This is a genomic window from Streptomyces sp. CT34 (genome assembly GCF_000805335.1).
In the GTDB taxonomy this organism is placed as follows: Bacteria; Actinomycetota; Actinomycetes; order Streptomycetales; family Streptomycetaceae; genus Streptomyces.
The window spans coordinates 581993-601777 of the sequence record NZ_KN708638.1 but is presented as its reverse complement, the minus strand read 5'-3'; the positions used below and the strand labels follow the sequence as shown (position 1 = coordinate 601777).

At 71.4% G+C, this 19785-nt stretch carries 16 protein-coding genes and 1 riboswitch; of the genes, 4 read left to right on the top strand and 12 right to left on the bottom strand.

The window, feature by feature from the left end; genetic code table 11:
* Position 1: 1 nt before the first annotated feature.
* The 10 genes from RZ84_RS02650 to RZ84_RS02605 all read right to left on the bottom strand — a co-directional run bounded on the left by RZ84_RS02650 (position 2) and on the right by RZ84_RS02605 (position 13153).
* Positions 2-1294: a type III PLP-dependent enzyme gene (locus tag RZ84_RS02650; RefSeq protein ID WP_052229725.1), complete on the bottom strand. Its 1293-nt coding sequence runs from the start codon at positions 1292-1294 to the stop codon at positions 2-4.
* The gene (locus RZ84_RS02645; protein WP_043262935.1) at positions 1291-3144 is read right to left on the bottom strand and encodes an IucA/IucC family protein; all 1854 of its coding nucleotides are present in this window, start codon (positions 3142-3144) and stop codon (positions 1291-1293) included. The genes RZ84_RS02650 and RZ84_RS02645 overlap by 4 nt, the downstream gene beginning before the upstream one ends.
* Positions 3144-4460: an MFS transporter gene (locus RZ84_RS02640; RefSeq protein ID WP_043262934.1), complete on the bottom strand. Its 1317-nt coding sequence runs from the start codon at positions 4458-4460 to the stop codon at positions 3144-3146. Before RZ84_RS02640 ends, RZ84_RS02645 begins: the two co-directional genes overlap by 1 nt.
* Positions 4457-6256, bottom strand: coding sequence for an IucA/IucC family protein (locus tag RZ84_RS02635; protein ID WP_043262933.1), 1800 nt, complete (start codon positions 6254-6256; stop codon positions 4457-4459). Before RZ84_RS02635 ends, RZ84_RS02640 begins: the two co-directional genes overlap by 4 nt.
* Complete coding sequence (locus tag RZ84_RS02630) at positions 6253-7443, bottom strand: ATP-grasp domain-containing protein (protein ID WP_043262932.1); 1191 nt, start codon at positions 7441-7443, stop codon at positions 6253-6255. Before RZ84_RS02630 ends, RZ84_RS02635 begins: the two co-directional genes overlap by 4 nt.
* 233 nt (positions 7444-7676) lie before the next feature.
* Complete coding sequence (locus RZ84_RS02625; protein WP_043262931.1) at positions 7677-8687, bottom strand: ABC transporter substrate-binding protein; 1011 nt, start codon at positions 8685-8687, stop codon at positions 7677-7679.
* Between the two features lie 94 nt (positions 8688-8781).
* Entirely contained in the window at positions 8782-9600 is an 819-nt protein-coding gene (locus tag RZ84_RS02620) for an ABC transporter ATP-binding protein (protein WP_043262930.1), read from the bottom strand.
* On the bottom strand, positions 9597-10667 hold the full coding sequence (locus RZ84_RS02615; RefSeq protein ID WP_052229724.1) for a FecCD family ABC transporter permease: 1071 nt from the start codon (positions 10665-10667) through the stop codon (positions 9597-9599). Before RZ84_RS02615 ends, RZ84_RS02620 begins: the two co-directional genes overlap by 4 nt.
* On the bottom strand, positions 10664-11674 hold the full coding sequence (locus RZ84_RS02610) for a FecCD family ABC transporter permease (RefSeq protein ID WP_043262929.1): 1011 nt from the start codon (positions 11672-11674) through the stop codon (positions 10664-10666). Before RZ84_RS02610 ends, RZ84_RS02615 begins: the two co-directional genes overlap by 4 nt.
* Positions 11675-11950: 276 nt before the next feature.
* The gene (locus tag RZ84_RS02605) at positions 11951-13153 is read right to left on the bottom strand and encodes an epoxide hydrolase family protein (protein ID WP_043262928.1); all 1203 of its coding nucleotides are present in this window, start codon (positions 13151-13153) and stop codon (positions 11951-11953) included.
* Between the two features lie 290 nt (positions 13154-13443).
* Between RZ84_RS02605 and RZ84_RS02600 the strand changes: the two genes are divergently transcribed.
* The 4 genes from RZ84_RS02600 to RZ84_RS02585 all read left to right on the top strand — a co-directional run bounded on the left by RZ84_RS02600 (position 13444) and on the right by RZ84_RS02585 (position 17381).
* Complete coding sequence (locus RZ84_RS02600) at positions 13444-13698, top strand: hypothetical protein (RefSeq protein WP_043262927.1); 255 nt, start codon at positions 13444-13446, stop codon at positions 13696-13698.
* A gap of 394 nt (positions 13699-14092) precedes the next feature.
* A riboswitch (M-box (ykoK) riboswitch) is annotated at positions 14093-14266 on the top strand.
* A gap of 297 nt (positions 14267-14563) precedes the next feature.
* The gene (locus RZ84_RS02595) at positions 14564-16219 is read left to right on the top strand and encodes an NRAMP family divalent metal transporter (protein WP_043262926.1); all 1656 of its coding nucleotides are present in this window, start codon (positions 14564-14566) and stop codon (positions 16217-16219) included.
* A gap of 87 nt (positions 16220-16306) precedes the next feature.
* Entirely contained in the window at positions 16307-16990 is a 684-nt protein-coding gene (locus RZ84_RS42450) for a hypothetical protein (protein WP_347232725.1), read from the top strand.
* Between the two features lie 181 nt (positions 16991-17171).
* Entirely contained in the window at positions 17172-17381 is a 210-nt protein-coding gene (locus RZ84_RS02585) for a cold shock domain-containing protein (RefSeq protein WP_043262924.1), read from the top strand.
* Between the two features lie 133 nt (positions 17382-17514).
* Here RZ84_RS02585 and RZ84_RS02580 read toward each other — a convergent pair whose 3' ends face one another.
* Together RZ84_RS02580 and RZ84_RS02575 are read right to left on the bottom strand one after the other, a co-directional pair.
* Positions 17515-18714, bottom strand: a complete 1200-nt coding sequence (locus RZ84_RS02580) for an amino acid kinase family protein (RefSeq protein WP_052229723.1) — start codon at positions 18712-18714, stop codon at positions 17515-17517.
* Positions 18711-19760 carry an aspartate-semialdehyde dehydrogenase gene (locus tag RZ84_RS02575; protein ID WP_043262923.1) on the bottom strand — a complete coding sequence of 350 codons (1050 nt, stop codon included), beginning with the start codon at positions 19758-19760 and terminating at the stop codon, positions 18711-18713. Before RZ84_RS02575 ends, RZ84_RS02580 begins: the two co-directional genes overlap by 4 nt.
* Positions 19761-19785 lie beyond the last annotated feature (25 nt).

Genomic DNA, 19785 nt, shown 5'->3' with positions numbered 1-19785 from the left:
CTCAGACCTCGGCTTCCGTGCTGACGGTGTGGTCATCGACGCCGCCGGTGCCCGTGGCGGTGCCGGTGCCGGTGTCCAGGAAGTGGAAGGTGGGGTGGGGGTGCATGAGGAAGTCGTGGTGGGAGATGTTCCAGGCGTAGGCGCCGGCGAGGGCGAACACCACCCGGTCGCCGGCCCGCAGCCCGCGCGCCGGGACGTGGCGGGCCAGGACGTCCTTGGGGGTGCAGAGTTGGCCGGTGACGGTGACCAGGTCGCCGTGGGCGGCGGGGCGTGGCCAGGGGTGTGGCCAGGGCGTGTCGGTGGGGAGGACCGTGCAGGGCTGGTCGTGGCCCTTGGTGGTGGGGGTGCGCAGGTGGTGGGTGCCGCCGCGGACCACGGCGAATTCCTCGCCGTGGCTGTGCTTGACGTCCAGTATCTCGGTGGCGTACCAGCCGCAGTATGCGGTCAGCGCGCGGCCCGGCTCGATGCGCAGGGTGAGGTCGGGGTGGGTGGCCGCGAGTCGGGACAGGCCGGCGCCGTAGGCGGCCCAGTCGAAGCGGTGCTCCGGGGTGGTGTAGTCGACGTTCATGCCGCCGCCCAGGACCACCTCGGGCAGTGGGATGTGGTGGTGTGCGGCCAGGTCGGCGGCCCAGGCCACGATGGATTCCGAGACCGCGAGCTGTTCGGGGGCTTCCAGGCCGCTGGCCAAGTGGGCGTGGATGCCGCGGAGTTCGAGGTGCGGGTAGGTGTCGTCGGTGAGGAGGGTGATGACCTCGTCGGCCTGGGTGGGGTCCAGGCCGAACGGCGTGGGGCGACCGCCCATGGCGAGCGAACTGCCGTCCAGGGAACCGTCGTCGACGGGGAGGTTGAACCGTGCCAGGACGGCGATGCGGCGTTCCGGGGCGAGGCGGGCGGCGAGGTCCGCCAGCAGGTGGATCTCGTGGACGCTCTCCACGTGGAAGCGCTGGACGCCGAGCTCCAGTGCCCGGGTGATCTCCGCGGGGGTCTTGCCCGGTCCGCCGAAGGCGAGGGGCGCGCCGGGTACCGCCTTGCCGACATGGGTGAGTTCGCCGCCCGAGGAGACCTCGTAGCCGTCCACGTACGGGCGCAGTGCGGCGAGGAGTTCGGGGGCGGGGTTGGCCTTGGCCGCGTAGTACAGCTCGACGTGCTCGGGCAGCGCGGCGCGCACCTCGGCAAGGTGCCCGCGCAGCGCCGTCAAGTCGTAGAGATAGGCGGGGAGTTCGGCGGAGGGGAGGGAGAGTGCACGGTCCTGGACGGCCGGTGTGGGGGTCGGGGTGGGGGTGGGGGTGGTCACGGTGCGGCACTCCAGGGGGTGGTGTCGTCGGTGCGGACGGTGCCCGACAGGATGTCCTCGGCCAGTGGTGAGGGCAGCAGGACGTAGCCGGCTTCGCGGTCGGCCTTGCGCTCCCAGCGGGTGAGGAGGTTGGCCTTGGCGGGCAACGGGACGCCGGCCAGCAGTGCGGCCAGCTGCGGCGGGCAGCCGTGCCGGTCCGCGTATGCCTGGAGGGTGCGGCGGACCTGTGCCCACAGTTCGACCTCGGTGCCCGGGTGCAGGTCGGCGAGGGCGGCCAGCATTTCTGCGATGTGGTTGACCAGCAGGCAGTACACCACGCGGTCCCAGCCGCGCCGGGCGTCGTAGGTCATGGGTTCGGCGATGTGCTCGGGCAGTGAGGCCAGCAGTTCGGTGTGGTGTTCGGGGACGAGCTTGGTGCCTTCCAGGTCGCGGAAGAGGACCTGGGCGGGCATGCCGTCGCCGTCGACGCAGACCAGGACGTTCTGGAGGTGGGGCTCCAGTACCAGGCCGTGGTCGAAGTAGGCGGCGAGTACCGGGGGGAGGAGGAGGCCGAGGTAGGCGGTCCACCACTCCAGCGCGGCCCGGGGGCCGGCGCCGTCCAGGAGGCGGGAGAGGTGGGCCTGGCTGGTGGGGTACTCGTCGGCGACGGCGGCTGCCAGCAGTGGGGTGGTGCCGGGCAGTAGCCGCTGGGCCAGTCCTTCGCGGACGATCACCCCGAAGCCTTCGAGGAGGTCGTTGTCGGGCCGGCCATCAGGGCCCGGTAGGGCCAGGCTGCGGTAGGCGGGTTCGCGGAGCACCGCGCTGCCCGGGAAGCGGGTGGCGAGGTCGGTGAGGGCCGGGGCGAGGAGGCGGGTGAGCGCCACTGCCCCGGACAGCTCGTAACTGGCGTTCTTGCGGAGGCAGTTGGTGATGCGGACGTTGAGGCTGAACTTGAGGAAGGTGTCGCCGTCGTAGAGCGTGCGGACGGAGGCGGTGGCGGCGAAGGGCTGTCCTGTGGTGCCCAGGATGCGGATGTCGTCGCGGTCCAGGGCCTGTTGGAGGCCGGGGTGGTCGCGCAGCAGCTGGTACTGCCAGGGGTGGGCGGGCAGTAGCCGGTAGCCGTCCGGGATGTCGGTGCACAGTGCGTCGAGCGGTTGTGTGGCGTCGTTGGCGGCGGACTCCTCGGTGATCAGTTCCTCGCGCACGGCGAGCAGGAGGAGCGGGAAGGCGGCGCCGGTCTCGGGGGCGTAGGACTGCCAGTCGGCGGGGTCGCCGGTGCGGGCCTTGGGGGTGGGGTGGAAGCGGTGGCCGAGGATCAGCGACTGTTCGGAGGCGACGTAGGCCGATTGCCAGTCGGTAGGGGCGGCGTGCCAGTCGGCAGGGGCAGTCCGCCAGTCAGCGTGGTCAGCTTGCCGGTTGGCGGATGTCGCCGGCCCGTCGGCATGGTCCGTCTGCCGTTTGGCGAGTGCGGCGGTGACGGCCTGGTGGCTGGAGGCGATCTGGGCCAGGAACTCCTCGTTGTCCACCCCGGTCCGCAGCGACAGTTCGGCGTGTGTGTACTCGGCCAGTCGGCGCCAGTCGAGCTCGGCCCAGCCGTCGTCGGTCTGCTCGGTCACCGGGCCGGTGAAGCGGTGCGCGCCGAGCAGGGAGGTGCGGCGCAGGGCGATCCGCAGCAGGACGCCGCGGCGCGGCAGCCTGAGCAGCAGGTGGCCGTCGTCGACGGCGGTCTGGTGCTCGGGCGCGGACACCTCGCGCAGCAGGCAGTTGAGCAGGGTGTGCGCGACGGCGTGGTCGGCGGTGGGCAGTCCGGCGGGGGTGGTGGGGGTGGTGGGGGCCGGTGCGGTGTGGGGGGAGTCGGTCAGCGGGGGCATCAAAGGCTCCTGCGGGTGCGGAGAGTACGGGAAAGGCGGGGCAGCAGACCGGGGACGGTGGTCGCGGCCACGGTGGCCAGGGCGATCGCGGTGCCGGTCAGGAGGGGGGCGGGGGGGCCGAACCAGTCGTTGCCGGCCGCGGCGGCCAGGCCGGCGGCGACCGCACCGGCCTTGGAGAAGAACTCGATCGAGCCGAACAGCCCGCCGGGGGCCCGGCCCTTGGCGCACTCGGCGGCCAGTACCGACATGCACACCAGGCCGAGGGTGAGCCCGGCGCCGAGCACCAGCCGCACCGTGATGAACGCGGCGAGCGAGTGGGCTGTGCCGTGTCCGGCCAGGCCCAGCGCGATACAGCCGAAGCCGAGGGCGATGCCGAGCCGGGGGCGGCGGTGGAAGAGGTGGTGCACCGGGATCGCGGCGACCAGGTAGCACATGTGCGGGAGGGCGAACAGGACGCCGGAGACCATCGGGCCGGTGCCCGGTATGCGCTCCTTGATGAGGGAGATCAGGTAGGGGAAGGAGATGACGGTGGAGAAGACGAAGGTGAACTGCAGCGCGTAGAGGGCCCGCAGGGGGGAGGAGGCCGGGGCGCGCCCGGGTGGTTCAGCCGCGCCGGCGCCGCCGTTCGCCCCGTCCGCTTCGGTCTCCCCGGCAGCCGGGGTGGGTGTGGCCCGCGGCGATCCCGTTGTCTGCGGTGGTTCCGGGAGTGCGGCCAGCAGGGCGGCGGCGGCCAGCGGCAGTACGGCCAGTAGCACGTACTGCCGGTGCGGGGACAGCCAGGGCGTCAGTGAGCCGACGACGATCGGTGCGAAGACCAGTGCCGCGCGCGCACTGCCCTGCATCAGTGTCAGCGCCCGGGACAGCGACTTGCCCTCAAGTGCCGCCCCCAGATAGCCGTTCGACGCCGCGAAGGTGCCGCCCAGCACCCCCTGGATCACCAGTGCCACGGTGAAGGTGGCCAGCGAGTCGGCCCAACCCGCCAGCAGGAATGCCCCGGCGAGCCCCAGTTGGGCCCGCAGCAGCAGCTTCTTGCGTCCGAAGCGGTCGGCGAGCCGGCCCCACAGTGGGGCGCCGATGGCGGCGAAGACCGTCGGTACGACGTACAGCAGACCGGCCCAGCGGGCCGCACCGTCGCCGAGGTCGGGCAGGATCTCGGTGAGGTAGGGCGGCAGGCCCAGCGCGGCGAACGACGCCACGAAGTAGCAGCCGGCCACCGCATACACCTGACGGGCGGACAGGCCCGGACGGGCCTTGGTCTCGACCGGGGGCGCATCGGTCCGACGCGTGGTGGTTCCGTGCGGGCTCGTCTGGCTCATCGGGACATTCCCGTGGGCAGCAGGTAGTTGGGGCCGGTGGTGTAGTGCTTGTTGATGTCGGCGGCGCCCGAGCGTTCCTTGGTCAGCAGGCTGCCGGCGCTGACCATCGCCTTGACCGGCAGGTGCGGGGCGTCCAGCAGGTAGGAGCGCAGCGCGGCACCGGGTTCGCCGGGGGCGGTGCCCAGCCGCTCGACGGCCTCGGAGAGCCGGTCGCGGACCAGGTCCAACAGCTTGTCGAGGGGGGCGCGCCCGTGCCGGGCCAGGCCGAAGGCGTACGAGCCGGCGCACAGGTGCACGGTGATGGTGGCGAACAGGTCGAGGATCGGCCGGTCGTCCTCGGCGAGGATCCGGGGGTCGGCGAACTCCGCTGGGTCCGGGGCGTCCGCACCCAGGGTGTCCCGCAGTCGTACGGTGTTGAGCCGGGGTGCGTCGTTGTCCTTGAACAGCAGCCGCAGCCGGGTGCCGTCCGCCTGCTCGTCCAGCACCAGCGAGATGTTCTGCTGGTGCGACTCCAGGCCGATGCCGTAGCCGAACAGGGTGGTCTGCCAGTCGAAGAGCAGGGTCAGTGCGGCGTCGAGCAGGGCCAGCGGGTCGCCGCCGTAGTAGCGGTCGGCGAGTTCGTCGATGACCAGCCGCCGGCCGGGGGCCTGGGCGAGCAGTGCGGCCATCGGCACGACGGTGTTGTTCTCCAGGCCCTGTGGGTAGCGGCGGCACAGCACGGCCAGCAGTTCGTGGCCGGCGTGCGCGTAGACCGTCTCGTCGGCCTGGAGCACCGACGTCGCGAACCGCGGCTCGCGGTCGAGCACCGTCTGAAGCAGCCGCTGCCCGGCCGCGCCGTCGATGAGCGTACGGGGCTTGATGGTGCGGCGGTTGCGCAGTCCGAGCGTCGCGGTGGCCAGCGGCAGCTTCAGATGCAGCCGCGGATCGGCGTCCACCGCCACGGTCCGCATCGACAGTGTCGGCGTCACCGTGAGCAGCTTTCGCTGGGACAGTACGGTGTCCTTCTCCAGTCCGGTCTCGCGCAGCGCGTCGTGGAGCGGGGTGCCGAGGGTCAACGGGTGGACGGGGAGGGCGAGATGGCTGCCGTCGAGGTGCGGCAGGCCGAGCCGGGCCGGTGTCGGCCAGCACTCGGGGAGCGCCGCCGGGCCGCCGGGCACGGTGAGCGCGGCGCGTGGCACGGCCAGCCAGCGGAGTGCGAAGTCGGGCCGGAACTCCGGTGCGTAGGAGCGCAGTTGCGTCTCGTCGAGGCCGGATCGGCCGCGTGCGGTCGGGTAGACGGGGTGGTCGAGACGGGCGGCGAGAGCGTCGAAGGCGAGGCCGCCATCCAGTCCCGTCCAGGCAGCCGGCGACGAGCCGTGACGGCGCGTCAGCTCATCCGCCGCCTCGTCCGCGGTCCGGGCGTGCAGCCGCATCGTTGCCAGGGTCTGGCGGCACTCCTCGGCGAAGGCGTCGAAGCCGGGCCGGTCGAGTGGGTCGGCCAGCGCGCGCAGGGCGGCGAGGGCCTCGTCGAGCGTGGTGAGGTGGGTGCCGTCGGACTCGCGGACCAGCAGCGGCAGTCGGGCCGCGTCCGTGCTCTGGTAGCCGTCCGGTTCCACCGGCAGCAGCAGGGCGCCGGCGGCGGGGTCGGCGGGCAGCCGTAGCCAGCGGCCGTCCGGCCGCTCCAGCGGCGTGGTGCGGGTGCGCAGCCCCACCACGTCCTCGCGCAGCAGCGCGCCGAGGACCCGCAGCAGCAGGGTGGACTCCTCGGTTGCGGCGGCGTCGTCCGGGCCGGTGGTGGTGTCGAGGGCGGTGGTCACGGTGTGATCTCCCAGCGCTCGGTGGCGAAGAAGCGGTCCACGGCCCGGTCGACGGCTGCCTGGTCGGTGCCGGTGGCGCGCAGCACGCCCAGGTAGTCGCGGTTGGTGCGGTACAGCGGGTGCGCGGCGCCGAGCGCGCGCAGCGGCCGGTAGACCAGCCGTACGCCCTCCTCCTCGCGGTCCGTGGCGGTCGGGGCGGCGGTGAGCGTCCCGGCGCGGTCGGCGCGGGCGTATTCCAGCCGGCCCGCCCCGTCCCGCCGGGCCCCCAGGTCTGCGGGCAGCGGCTCGCCCAGATGCGTCCGCAGGATCTGCTCGAAGAGGGGGATGCCGAGGACCTGCTCCAGCAGGAGGTCGGACTGGTCGCCGATGATGCGGTAGTTGACCTCGATGAGGCGGGCCCGGCCCTCGTGGACCACGAACTCGGTGTGGCAGGCGCCGAACCCCACGCCCAGCGCGTCGAGTTGGGCCAGCACCTGCGCGGTCACCGGCTCCGGGTGGGCGGCGGTGAAGCCGTGCCGCTCCTCGATGAAGCTGGGTGGGGCGGAGACGGTGGTGCGGAAACCGCCCAGCACATGGCGTATTCGCCCGTCGCCGAGGGTCTCCAGGCTGTGCAGGTCACCGGCCAGGTACTCCTCGGCGACCAGCGCGGCCTGCGGACGCCGGGCCTGGATCTCCTTGGCGTGCGCCACCAGTTCTTCCCCGTCGACGGCCAGCCGCACGTCCTCGCTCGCCACGCCCTCGCGGGGTTTGACGACACAGGGGTAGGGCAGTCCGGCGGCGGTGAGGGCGGACGGGTCCTGGCCGGGGGCGAGTTCCGCGGAGCGGACCGGGTCGATGCCCGCCGCGGCCAGGTGACGCCGCATCTCGGCCTTGTTCTTGGCCCGCAGCGCGACGCGCCAGTCCTTGCCGGGCAGGCCGAGGTAGTCGGCGGCCAGCGCGGCCTGGGTCTGGAGATGGTCGCTGTTGGTGAACACCGCGTCGGCCCCGTGGTGGGTGGCGATGCGGGTGAGGACGGCGCGGAAGTCGTGGACGTCGCACTCCAGGACCTCGGCCTCGGGGGTGGCTTGCCGGTGTGCTGCGGGCTGGTCCGTGAGGATCGTGACGTCGAGACCGAGGCGGGCGGCGGCGGGCAGGAAGCCGTCGGTGACCGAGTCGGTGGGGTTGAGGGCGAGCAGGTACATCCGCATGAGCGGAACCCCTTCGGGGTCGAGGGCGGTGCGGGGTTGGCGTTTCGGGCACGGTGGCGGGCCGGGACACGAGGGGCCGGCCGGGCCCCGACGCTAAATGAAAATGAAGTTCATGTCCATTTTTGGGCTCCGGTGGCCCGGGAGGACGGCGGCCCGCCACCGTTGCGGGGCGATGGGTTCTTCCGAGACTGAGGTCTATTCCTGAGGGGCGATCAGTTCTTTGCGAAATGAGCTCAGTTCTTGGGCAGCGGAACTCCGGCGGCCTTCGCCACGTCGGCGAGCATGTGCTCGGCGGCCTGGATGCCGATGCCGGACATCCAGGTCTCGTCCGGCACGGTGAAGACCTTGTGGGCCTTGACGGCGGGCAGGTCCTGCCAGACCGGGTTGGAGGTGACGTCCTTCTGCTGGGTCTTGTCCGGGGTGTCGGCGACGGTGACGAACACCAGGTCGGCGTTGGCCTTGTCGATCTGTTCCGGGCTGACGTTGACCATCGTCTTCTTCGGGTCCGTGGAGCTCTGGGACGCGGGCCGGGCCAGACCGATGTCGTCGAGGACCACACCGCTGTAGGAGGACTTCTGGTAGAGCCGGGTGGGGCCGGCGACGAAGCGGACGACCGAGGCCGACGGCATCCTGCCGTACTTCTTCCTGATCGCCTCGCCCAGCGCCTTCGCCCGCGCCTGGTACTCCTTCAGCTTCTGGTCGGCCTCCTTCTCCAGGCCCAGCGCCTGGGCGTGGACCTTGAAATTGGCCTTCCAGGGGCCGCCGGTGGTCTCGGTGAAGACGGTCGGCGCGATCTCCTTGAGCTTGTCGTAGATCTTCTCGTGCCGGACCCTGGAGGACAGGATCAGGTCGGGCTTGAGGGAGATGATCTTTTCGAGGTTGGGCTCCAGCAGCGGACCGACGTCCTTGACGCCGCCGATCTCGTCCTTGAGGTAGGTGGGGAAGCCGCCCTCGGTCTTCATGTGCGGGGAGACCGCGCCGACGGGCTTGACGCCGAGCGTGGTGACGTCGTCGAGTTCACCGGTGTCCAGGACGACCACGCGCTTGGGCTTGGCCGGGATCTTCACCTCGCCGCCCATGGCGCTCTTGACGGTGCGCGGGAAGCCCGCCCCGGCGTTCTTCGCCGAGTCGTCGGACGAGGAGGTGCCGCCACCGCAGGCGGTCAGGGCGGCGGAGCCCACGGCGACGGCGAGCAGGGCGGCCGGCATCCGACGGATACCACCGGGAGCGGTTCTGTTGAACATGCGGTTCGACTTCCTTCGAGGGGCAGCGGAGTGCGGGGCGGAGACGGGACGGGGGAGTGCCCGTGGGGAGGGCGGAAGGCCGAGGGCGGTCGGATCAGGCGGACACGGCGGCGTTCCGGTGCGCGCCGGCTTTGGGGATGACCAAGGGCGTACCGGTTTCGGGGTCGGGGATGACGCGGCAGTCCACGTCGAACACGGACTTGACCAGCTCCGCGTCGAGGACGTCGGCCGGTGCGCCGGCCGCGGCCAGCTGCCCGTCCTTGAGGACCACGAGATGGTCCGCGTAGCGGGCGGCCTGTCCGAGGTCGTGCAGCACCATCACCACGGTGCGGCCCGCCTCGGCGTGCAGCGTGGCGACCAGGTCGAGGACATCGAGCTGGTGCCGCAGGTCCAGGAACGTGGTGGGTTCGTCGAGCAGCAGCAGATCGGTGTCCTGCGCGAGCGCGAGGGCGATCCAGGCACGTTGGCGCTGGCCGCCGGAGAGCTGGTCGACGGGCTGGTCGCGCAGTTCGGCGGTGCCGGTGCGCCGCAGCGCCTCCTCGACCGCCTGCTGGTCCGCCGCCGACCAGGGGCTGAGCAGCTTCTGGTGCGGATAGCGGCCGAGCCGGACCAGCGCCTCGACGGTGATCGCGTCGGGGGTGACCGGCTGCTGCGGCAGCAGTCCCATCCGCAGCGCCAGCGCCTTGGCGGACATCCGGTGGATGTCGGCGCCGTCCAGTGCCACCGTGCCGGCGGCCGGCGTCAGCAGCCGGGACAGGCCCCGCAACAGGGTGGACTTGCCACAGGCGTTGGGGCCGACGACCGCGGTGACCGCGCCGCCGGGCAGGACCAGATCGAGACCGCCGACGATGAGCCGCTCGCCGTACCGCAGATCCAGTCCGTGGGTGGAGAGCTGGTTGGGGTGGGCAGTCATCGGGCACTCCTGTTGACGGAACTGCTTTGACGGATCATCAGCACCAGCAGCCAGGGCGCGCCCAGGGTGGCGGTGACCACGCCCACCGGCAGCCCGCTGACCGGGAGCAGGTACTGCGCCGCCAGATCGGAGGCGAGCAGCAGTACGGCACCGGCGAGACCGGACAGCGCCAGCGTCCCGGCGGTCGGCGGGCCGGCGAGGAACCGCACCAGGTGCGGGACGGCCAGCGCGACGAAGGCCACCGGACCGGTGAGCGCGGCGGCCAGCGAGGCCAGCACGATGGCGACGACCAGGACCTGTAGCCGGGCGGCGTGGGTGTTCAGGCCGAGCGCCCCGGCCGAGTCGTCGCCCAGATCGAGCACGGCCAGCCGGCGGTGCAGGGCGAAGGCGGCCACCAGGGCCACCGCCAACGCCCCGCCCGCGGCCCATACTTCGGTCCAGGTCCGCCCGTACACCGAGCCCGTCGTCCACTGGAGTGCCGAGCCGGCCAGCTCGGTGGGGAACCGGACGACCATGAAGGTCACCGCGGCGGACAGCCCCGCCTGCACGGCGAGTCCGACCAGCACCAGCCGGGTGACACTGACCCCGGCGCGCCAGGCGAACACCCCCAGCAGCACCGCGGCCAGCAGCCCGCCACCGAGCGCCGCCAACGGAATCAGCGCCTGTGACGCCCCGGCGGCCAGCATCGCCACCGCACCGAACGAGGCGCCACCGGTCACCCCCATCACATCGGGCGAGGCGAGCGGATTGCGGAACAGCCGCTGGAGCAGCGCACCGCCCATCGCCAGCCCGGCCCCCGCGACGATCGCCGCGACCATCCGCGGGGCCCGGAACTCCTGGACCACCAGAACGGTGGCCGAATCCCCCAGCCCGAACAGGCCCCTGACCGCGTCGAGGGGCGGCAGCGGCATGTCGCCGTTCGCCACCGACACCGTGATCAGCGCGCAGAGCACCACGGCCCCGGCGACCGCGACCAGCCCGGTACGGCGCCGCGGGGTCCGGCGCCGGGTGGCGGAGGCCCCGAACGCCTTCTTCTCTGCCGTCTCCTTCCCCGCAATGTCGCTCATCGCGCCGCCTTCCGGGCCAGCAGCGCCAGCAGGGGCGCCCCGAGGAAGGCGGTGACGATGCCGACCTGGAGCTCGGACGGCCGGATGACGAGCCGCCCGAGGATGTCGGCGGAGAGCAGCAGCAGCGGTCCGGCGATCAGACAGCCGGGCACCACGATCCGGTGGTCGGAGGTGCGCAGCAGCTGGCGGACCAGGTGCGGGGCGGCCAGCCCGATGAAGGCGAGCGGACCGGCCACGGCCACCGCGGACGCCGCGAGCAGCACGACGGCCAGACCGCCGGCCGCGCGGATCCGGGGCACCGGCACCCCCAGCGCCTGCGCCGAATCGTCGCCCAGCGCGAGGGCGTTGAGGGCCGGGGTGATGGCCAGCGCGACGACCAGGCCGATCAGCAGCGTCGGCAGCACCGGCCAGAGCACCGCCAGCGGGCGCTCGGCCAGCGAACCGGCCAGCCAGAACCGGGCCTCGTCCAGCGAACGCTTGCTTGCCAGCATGACGGTCGAGGTCCAGGACAGCAGGACGAGCTGGAGGACGGTGCCGCCCAGCGCCAGCCGCACCGGATCGAGGTCGCCGGCCCGCCGGGCCAGCGCCTGGGCGAACACCGCGGCGCCGGCGGCTCCGGCGAAGGCGAACCAGACGTACTCGACGGGCCGGGTCAGATGCAGTGCGTAGATCGCGGTGACCACGGCGAAGCCGGCGCCGGCGTTGATGCCGAGCGTGGCGGGCGAGGCGAGCGGGTTGCGGGTGATGCCCTGGACGACCGCGCCGGCGACGCCGAGCGCCGCGCCGACCGCGAGCGCGATCACCGTCCGCGGCAGTCGGAGTCCCGTCACCACAAGGGCGTCCCGCCCGTGCGTGCTCCCGGACAACGCGTCCAGCACGGTGGACAGCGGCACGGACCGGGCTCCCAGGGCAAGGCTCAGCGCGGCACAGACGGCCAGCGCGCCGAGTCCGGCCACGAACAGCGGTACACGCCGCAGCACTTGCACGGGAGGGCGCGCCTCGGGCACGGGGGGTGCCGTGGCGGCAGGTCGCTTGATCGTTGACACGCCTCAGGACATTAGGTTAGGCAAACCTAAACTTGCAAGTCGGATTCCGGGAACGGCACCGTGCCGTCGGCGAGAGCCGTGACCGGACCCACCCGCTTCACCACCCACCTGCCCCGACCCACCAGGTCCCACCCTCGACGGCGCGGCCCGAAGACACAGTCGGCCACCACCGTGCGGCAGCCTCCCGCGAGGGGGAAATCCGACGATCACGGACCACCCCTCGGGGGCCCGCCGGCGTCACTCGCGGTCAGTGTCGCGGAGTTTCCGGAAGAACGTCCTTACGTCGCCGACCAGCAAGTCCGGCTGCTCCATCGCCGGGAAGTGACCGCCCCGGTCGTACTCCGTCCACTGCACGATGTTGTTCGTCCGGTCCGCGATGTGCCGCAGCGGGATGAAGTTGTCCCGCGGGAAGTCGGCCAGCGCGGTGGGCGTCGTCGACGGCTCTGGCGCCGTGCCCCGGTAGTCGGCGTGCGCGCGCTCGTAGTAGATGCGGGCGGATGAGCCGGCCGTGCCGGTCAGCCAGTACAGCATCACGTTGGTGAGCATCATGTCGCGGTCGACGGCGTCCTCCGGGCGGTCCCGGGAGTCGGTCCACTCCTTGAACTTCTCGGCGATCCAGGCCAATTGCCCCACCGGCGAGTCGGTCAGACCGTACGCCAGTGTCTGCGGCCGGGTGGCCTGGATGTCCGCGTACCCCTGACGGTCCCGGCTCCACTCCTGGAAGCGTTCCCAAGAGGCCAGCGTGCGCTCGCGTTCGTGCGGGGGCAGGGTGTCCAGCTCCTCCGCGTCGGGTACCTGTGCAGCGGCCGAGTTCGGCAGCAGGTTCAGGTGTACGCCGATGACCCGGTCGGGCCGGATGCGGCCGATCTCCCGCGAAATGCCGGCTCCCCAGTCACCACCCTGTACCCCGTATCGCCGGTAGCCGAGGCGCTCCATGAGCTCGATGAACGCGGCAGCCACCCGCTGGAACTCCCAGCCGGTCTCCCGCGTCGGGCCGGACAGTCCGAAACCGGGGATGCTCGGCAGCACGAGGTGGAACGCGTCGGCCGGGTCGCCGCCATGTGCCCGCGGGTCGGTGAGCGGACCGACGACCTGGGTGAATTCGACGATCGAGCCCGGCCAGCCATGCGTCATGATGAGCGGGGTCGCATCCGGTTCCGGGGACCGGATGTGGGCGAAGTGGATGTTTGCCCCGTCGATCGTGGTGGTGAACTGCGGCCACGCGTTCAGCGCGGCTTCCGCGGCGCGCCAGTCGTACTCGTGCCGCCAGTACCGCACGAGCTCCTTGAGGTAGTCCCGGGGGATCCCGTATGCCCAGCCCACTCCCGGCAGTTCATCCGGCCAGCGGGTGCGATCCAGACGCTCGTGCAGATCGTCCAGCTCGTCTTGCGGGATGCAGATGTGGAAGGGGTCGATGCTCTCGTCGGACAACGTCGTCATGCCTGGGCATGCTACGTCCCGGCTGCCTGTGGGCAGATTTGCCGGGCCGACTCCGCGTGGGTCACCCTGTGGAAAACCAGAACCGGCCGTCCGTAGGGAAGTTGAACTGACCGCCCAGAGCGGTCCGGCCCAGTGCCCGGCGTCGACCTTTCGCGCCGCACACATAGTCCGTCGGGGCGGGGGTAGCCGAGGCGAGGAACGGATGAGACGGGGGCGAGCTCGTCGCGAGTTCGCCGGTCCGCGGGATGCGGACCTGGCCGTAACGCGTGGATCGAGGCAAGGAGCAGCAGATGACACTGCCGTGGCGGGAGGACGAGGGGTGGCGTCGCCGGTATCCCCAGCCGGGCCCTGACTGGACGGAGGGCATGCCGCAGGGCCCGACGGATCCGCTGACGCCGATGGGGCGGGTCGAACAGCACGGCCGGATGGGGAACGCGCTGCGCGGTGGCTATATCGCGCCCTGGCAGCAGAGGGTGATCCGAGGGTTCGTGGTCGGTGCCGTTGTCGTCACCGTGGTGTCGTTGCTGTTGGTGTTCTTCGGCTGAGCGGGGGCAATGGGGCGATCGCCGGTCCCGTCGAAGGAGCGGATCAGCTCGCTGACCTGGGACCACAGGCAGGGCACCGTCGCCGGGTCCCCCTCCGGTGTCAAGGGGCGCGCGGTAGTAGGGCGGCGTCACGGAAGCATGGACTGTAGAACGTCTGGACTGCCTGGCCTCGCGTTCGCCGCGCACTGTCCTGATCGATCCTCCAACGTGCTTGTGGTGCGGCGGTCGCCGCGTGCGTACCCCGATCGCCCCGGCGCCCTTGTGTGGCAGACGCTGGCGGTATGCAATCGCGAACTGTGCTCCGTTGCCCGAGACTTGGTCAAGGTTGAGCCAACCGCTTGCGCAACCATGCAAGTGCGAGAGTAAGATTTCGGCCGTTTGAAGAAATGAATGTGAGGCACCTCGTTCGGTGAGGCGTCTTCACGGACACAGGCCACTGACCCCACGACGTCGAGAGACGCCCAGGTTCAGGACAGGTCTCCCCGGCCTAAGGGGTGACCCCAAGTGGCTTCCCCGGTAAGGGGATTACGCCGTGGAGTGCCAAAGCTCTGACGAGTTGGGGTGAACCGGTCGGATGACTGGTGCGCTCTTTGCCGTGTCCGTTCGGCGCCCGCGTGCGCCCCGGCCAGAAGGAGGCGAGAGACATGGACGGCCATTGCAGTAGTCCGGGCCACAGTTGGCCCCGCATCCGTGTGTCTTCTCCGACCTCCGGTACGCGGTAACCCACCTCCCCTGCGCTTTCCCCCACCATGCCTGGCACCCGTACGGCCACCGGCCGTCCCGGGTCGCTGTGCTGCGCGCTCGCAGGGGTGATCGCTGCTGCGTGCCGCCCAACCTCCCCCGCCGGGGGACCTGGGAGGCTTCCATGACCAACCTCACCACCTCCACCACCACACCATCGGTCCCATCGCAGCGCACCGCTGTACTGGACGATGCGCACGTCGGTGACATCCGTGGCGCACTCGGCACCATCAAGGCGGACGACGCCGCCCCGCGCCAGGGCCTGTCGGCCAAGCTCAAGACCCTGCTGGCGATAGTCGGCCCCGGCCTGATCGTGATGGTCGGCGACAACGACGCCGGCGCCTTCGACACCTACGGCCGCGCCGGGCAGAACTACGGCACCAGTCTGCTGTGGACGCTCTTCCTGCTCGTGCCCGTGCTGTACGTCAACCAGGAGATGGTGCTGCGGCTCGGTGCCGTCACCGGCGTCGGCCACGCCCGCCTCATCCTCGAGCGCTTCGGAAAGTTCTGGGGCGCGTTCTCCGTCATCGACCTCTTCCTGCTCAACGCCCTCACGATCGTGACCGAGTTCATCGGCGTCACCCTCGCCGTCGGCTACCTCGGCCTGCCCAAGACGGCCAGCGTCCTGGTCGCCGCCGCCGTGGTGATCGCGGCCGCGACCACCGGATCCTTCCGGCGGTTCGAGCGCACCGCGGTGTTCCTGTGCGTGGGCTCGCTGGTACTCGTCCCGATCTACTTCATGTGCCACCCGGCCCTCGGCACGATGGCGCATGACTTCGTGGTCCCGGGCCTGCCGCCGCACGCCGAGCTTTCCGAGGTGATGCTGCTGATCATCTCGATCGTCGGCACCACGATCGCTCCCTGGCAGCTGTTCTTCCAGCAGTCGTACGTCATCGACAAGCGGATCACCCCGCGCTTCATGCGCTACGAGAAGGCCGACCTGTGGATCGGCATCGCCATCGTGATCATCGGCGCCGCCGCCATGATCGGCTTTGCCGCCGCGGCGTTCGCCGGTACCAAGGGCTTCGGCAACTACGACGACGCGGCCGGTCTTGCCAAGGGCATCGCGGCATACGCCGGCCGGACCGCCGGTGTCCTGTTCGCCATCGCCCTGCTCGATGCCTCGATCATCGGCGCCTCCGCCGTCTCCCTGTCCACCGCCTACGCACTCGGCGACGTCCTCGGACTCAAGCACTCGCTGCACCGCGGGGTACGCGGCGCCAAGGGCTTCTACGCCGTCTTCGCCGGCGTCGTCCTGACCTCCGCGATCATCGTGATCATCCCCGGCTCACCGCTCGGCCTCATCACCAACGGCGTCCAGACGCTGGCCGGCGTCCTGCTGCCCTCCGCGTCGGTCTTCCTGCTGCTGCTCTGCAACGACAAGGCCGTCCTCGGCCCCTGGGTCAACGGCCGCGCGATGAACATCTTCACGTCCTTCGTCGTCGCCGTCCTGGTCACCCTGTCCATCATCCTGACCGCCTCCGTCCTCTTCCCCGACATCACCTCCCATGCCATCCTCGACATCATGGCCGTCTGCGGCGTCGCCGGCATCCTGGCCCTCGGCTACGCCGAAACCCGCCGCCGGCGCAAGGGCTGGGCGCGCTCCGGCCCGGTCGATCGCAACGGCAAGGAGAGTTGGCGCATGCCACCCCTTGACGAGCTGACGAAGCCGGTCCTCTCCACCGGCCGCAAGGTTGGTCTCACCGCCCTGCGCACCTACCTGCTCGTCGCGATGGTCCTGGTCGTCGTCAAGGTCGTACAGCTCGCCCTCGGCCACTGACGTCCCCGGGGCGGCGGGTTCCTCCCCGCCCGTCGCCCCGGGGCACCCCCGATGCCCGATGCGCCTTGAATCCAGCGGGCCTGCGTCGTGTCGGTGCGGTCCCGACGGTGGAAGCAGTCAGCGGGCCTGCCGACGGCCGCCAGATGCCGCCATGGCCTTCCCCGGAAGCGCTCTCCACCGCCGACGAACCAGCCATCGACCCGTCGACCCCTGGCCCGATGGCCCCCTCCAACCGCCGCACACCTCCACACACTCCACCGGCAGCCGTACATCCCGGCTGTACACGTCGACCACCCTTGGCTACGGCGGCGTTCAACTCCCCGGCCCGAAACGGAATTCGTCGTGAAACTTCCGTCCCGCCCCCTGTTCCGGCACCCCAAGACCCCCATCCGTCCAGCACCCGTCCACTTCACGCTCCAGGCTGTCTGCGATCCCCGCATAGAACGCATGGTGCGAGCCCTGTGCGTCGTGATGTTCGCCGACACCGATGTCCGGATCAAGAGCCTCGACTCCGTTGAATCCGACGGCAGCGCCGACGTAACCGTCCACATCGTGCTCACCTCGGACGCAGCGACCGCGGTCCTGGAACGACTGGTCGTCCGACTGGCACGCATACCCAAGGTCAGTGCCCTGCGTTGGCATCCGCACACCGAAAATGCCCCCGCACCCGAGCCGCCGGCCACCCCGTCCGACAAGGAAACCAGGTCCGACGAGGAACCCCCCTCCGACAAGGAAGTCACATCACCACCTGCCGTCAACGCGCGTTCGTGAGGTTCGAGTTGGTGTTTCTCGCGCTTCGGCCGGTCGGTCGGCGGCGAGTCGGCCAAGAGGAGTTCGGCTGCTTGGACTGCGTGCACGGTGGGGTAGACCTGTCGTAACCGCGGTGCGGGACGCCCGACTTCCTGGAGCTTCCGTCGGCCACGGACGATGACACCGAAGGAGGCCAACCGGTATGAGCGATCGAGTCACCGGCCATGTCAAGTGGTACAACCAGGGCCAGGGATATGGGTACATCACGGGTGACGACGGCCGCGAATCGCGCGTCGCACAGGCGGCTCTGGAAGACGGCACCTTCCTCACCGAAGGTCTCAGGGTCACATACGTGGTCGTGGGCGACGACGGAGACGACCTGCGGGCAGAGCACGTCCGGATCGTTGATTAGGCAGTGCCCGACGGATCCCGGGCAGATTGCCGGTGTCCCATCGGGCAGGGCCTGAGGCATGACCGCGGGTCGTCGCGCCAGGCCGCCGAAGGCATGAGAGACGCCGTCGTGCGCGGCAGCCGTCCCAGCCCGGTCAGTTCAGCTGCCTGTTCTCGGTGGGCAACGGCCGGGCCGGGCCGACCAGGACGTCGCTGTGCGGGGAGCGGGCCTTGGCCGGTGGGGGGACGGGCGGTCCACGGGTTCCCTCGGGGTCCGGGTACAACAGGGCGTGGCACCGGCGGGCTTCGGCAGCGGCCTCGGGGTGCGGTACCACGGTGTGCTCCGTCCTGCCGTCCGGCCACAGCGTGGTGATCAGGCACAGGTCGTCGAGGCGGTGCGCGGCCCGCAGGTGCCGGGCCACGCCCCGCGCTCCGGTCGGCACCGTCAGACATGCCTCGCCCGCGGTGTCGAACTCCGCGACGGCCAGGCCCTCGGCCCACAACTGTCCCGCCACCGCCCGGCGTTCCGGCCCGGACCTGAAGCACCACACGTCGCTGTTCTTGTGTACGACGACCGCGGCCGCCTCCGGGCCCGTACCCACGGCGGTCCCGCTGTCCGGGCCCTCGCACCAGGGGAACGGCCGGCACAGCAGCCGCACTCCTTCGCGCTCTGCCCAGTCCACGGCGCCCTCGTGGACGACCTTGGCTCCGTGCCGGGACATCCGGCGCACACCCTCGTAACTGATCCGGGAGAGGGTGCGGGCCTCCGGGACCAGATAGGGGTCGGCGGTGCACACGCCGGGCACGTCGGAGAAGAGTTCGCAGGTGCCGGCGCCCAGCGCGGCGGCCACCGCCACCGCCGAGAGGTCCGAGCTGTTACGGCCCAGCATGACCGTCCGCCCGTCCGCGTCGACCGCCTGGCCACCGGGGACGACCGCGACCGGACAGTCGGCCAGGGCCTCGGCCAGCGTCCCGGGGCCGGCCGAGACGAGTCCCGCCCGGTCGTCCGGTCCCTCGGCGAGGAGCCCGGTGCCCGCCGCCTGGAGGGGGCGGGCCATCACGCCCTCGGCGTCGAGCGCGGCGGCCAGCAGGGCGACGCTCACCGTTTCGCCGGTGGTCAGCAGCATCGCGGCGGCGTCCGCGGGCGGGGCGTCGACCAGGGCGTCCAAGGTCTGCTGGAGCCTGCCCGTCGTCCCGGACATCGCGCTCGCCACCACGACCAGCGGGCGCTTCTCATCGGTGACGCGGCGCACCGCGTACCGGGCCACGAGGTGGTAGCCGTCGAGGTCGGCGAAGGCCGAGCCACCGAACTTCAGAACCAGCGGAGGCCCTTCGGGCGGGCGGCCGGCCGTCATCCGAGCCACCCGTTTTTCAGGGCGAGTTGCACGATCTGGAGCGCGTTGAGCGCCGCCCCCACCCACAGGTTGTCGGCGACCACCCAGAGGGCCACCGCCCTGTCGTCCTCCGGCTCGACGCGGATGCGCCCGACGTGGACCAGGGCGCGGTCCTCCGGCCGGGCGAAGACCGCACGGGGCATGGGGTACGAGGGGCTCTGCGACCGGCCGTAGGCCCGTAGCCCGGGTGTCGCGGCCAGGGCTGCCTCGACGGACCCGGTCGTGACCGGCTCCCGCAGCCTGACGTGCACGGCCTCGGAGTGGCAGTCGAAGACCGGCACCCGTACCGCGGTGGCGCTCACCCGCAGGTCCGGCAGGCCGAGGATCCTGCGCGGTTCGCGGACGAGCTTGCGCTCCTCGTGGGTGAGCCCGGTGTCGTCCTGAAGTCCTATCTCGGGGACGAGGTTGAAGGACAGCGGCTGTCCGAAGCGCCCGCCGGGGGCGCCTTGCGCGCGGGGGTCGTCCAGGATGGCCCTGGACCCCTCGGCCAGTTCCCGCAGGCCGCGCACTCCGCCGCCGGACGCCGCCTGGTAGGTGGCCACCACGACGTCCGCCAGGCCCGCCAGTTCGTGCAGCGGTTTCAGGGCGCGCACCAGCTGGATGGTCGAGCAGTTGGGGTTGGACACGAGGTTCGGTCCCGGCCGGTCGTCGAGCACGCCGGGGTTGACCTGGGGTACGACGAGGGGGACGTCGGGGCGCATCCGGAAGTGGGAACTGTTGTCGACGACCAGTACCCCGGCCGAGGCCAGCCGCTCCGCCTCGCGGGCGCTGATCTCCGCGCCCGCGGAGAAGACGGCGACGTCCAGGCCCCGGGGGTCCAGGCCGTCGAGCGTCACCAGCTCCGCCAGGGGCAGCGACAGCCCCAGTTCGTCACCCAGGTCCCGGCCGAGGCTGCGCGCCGAGCCGACGGGCACCACCCGTTCCACCGGCACCATCCCGCCGTCGAGCAGGACCAGGCACTCCCGGCCCACCGCTCCGGTGGCCCCCACTACCGCGATGCGCAGCATGCACGTCCTCCTGTCGGGCCCCACG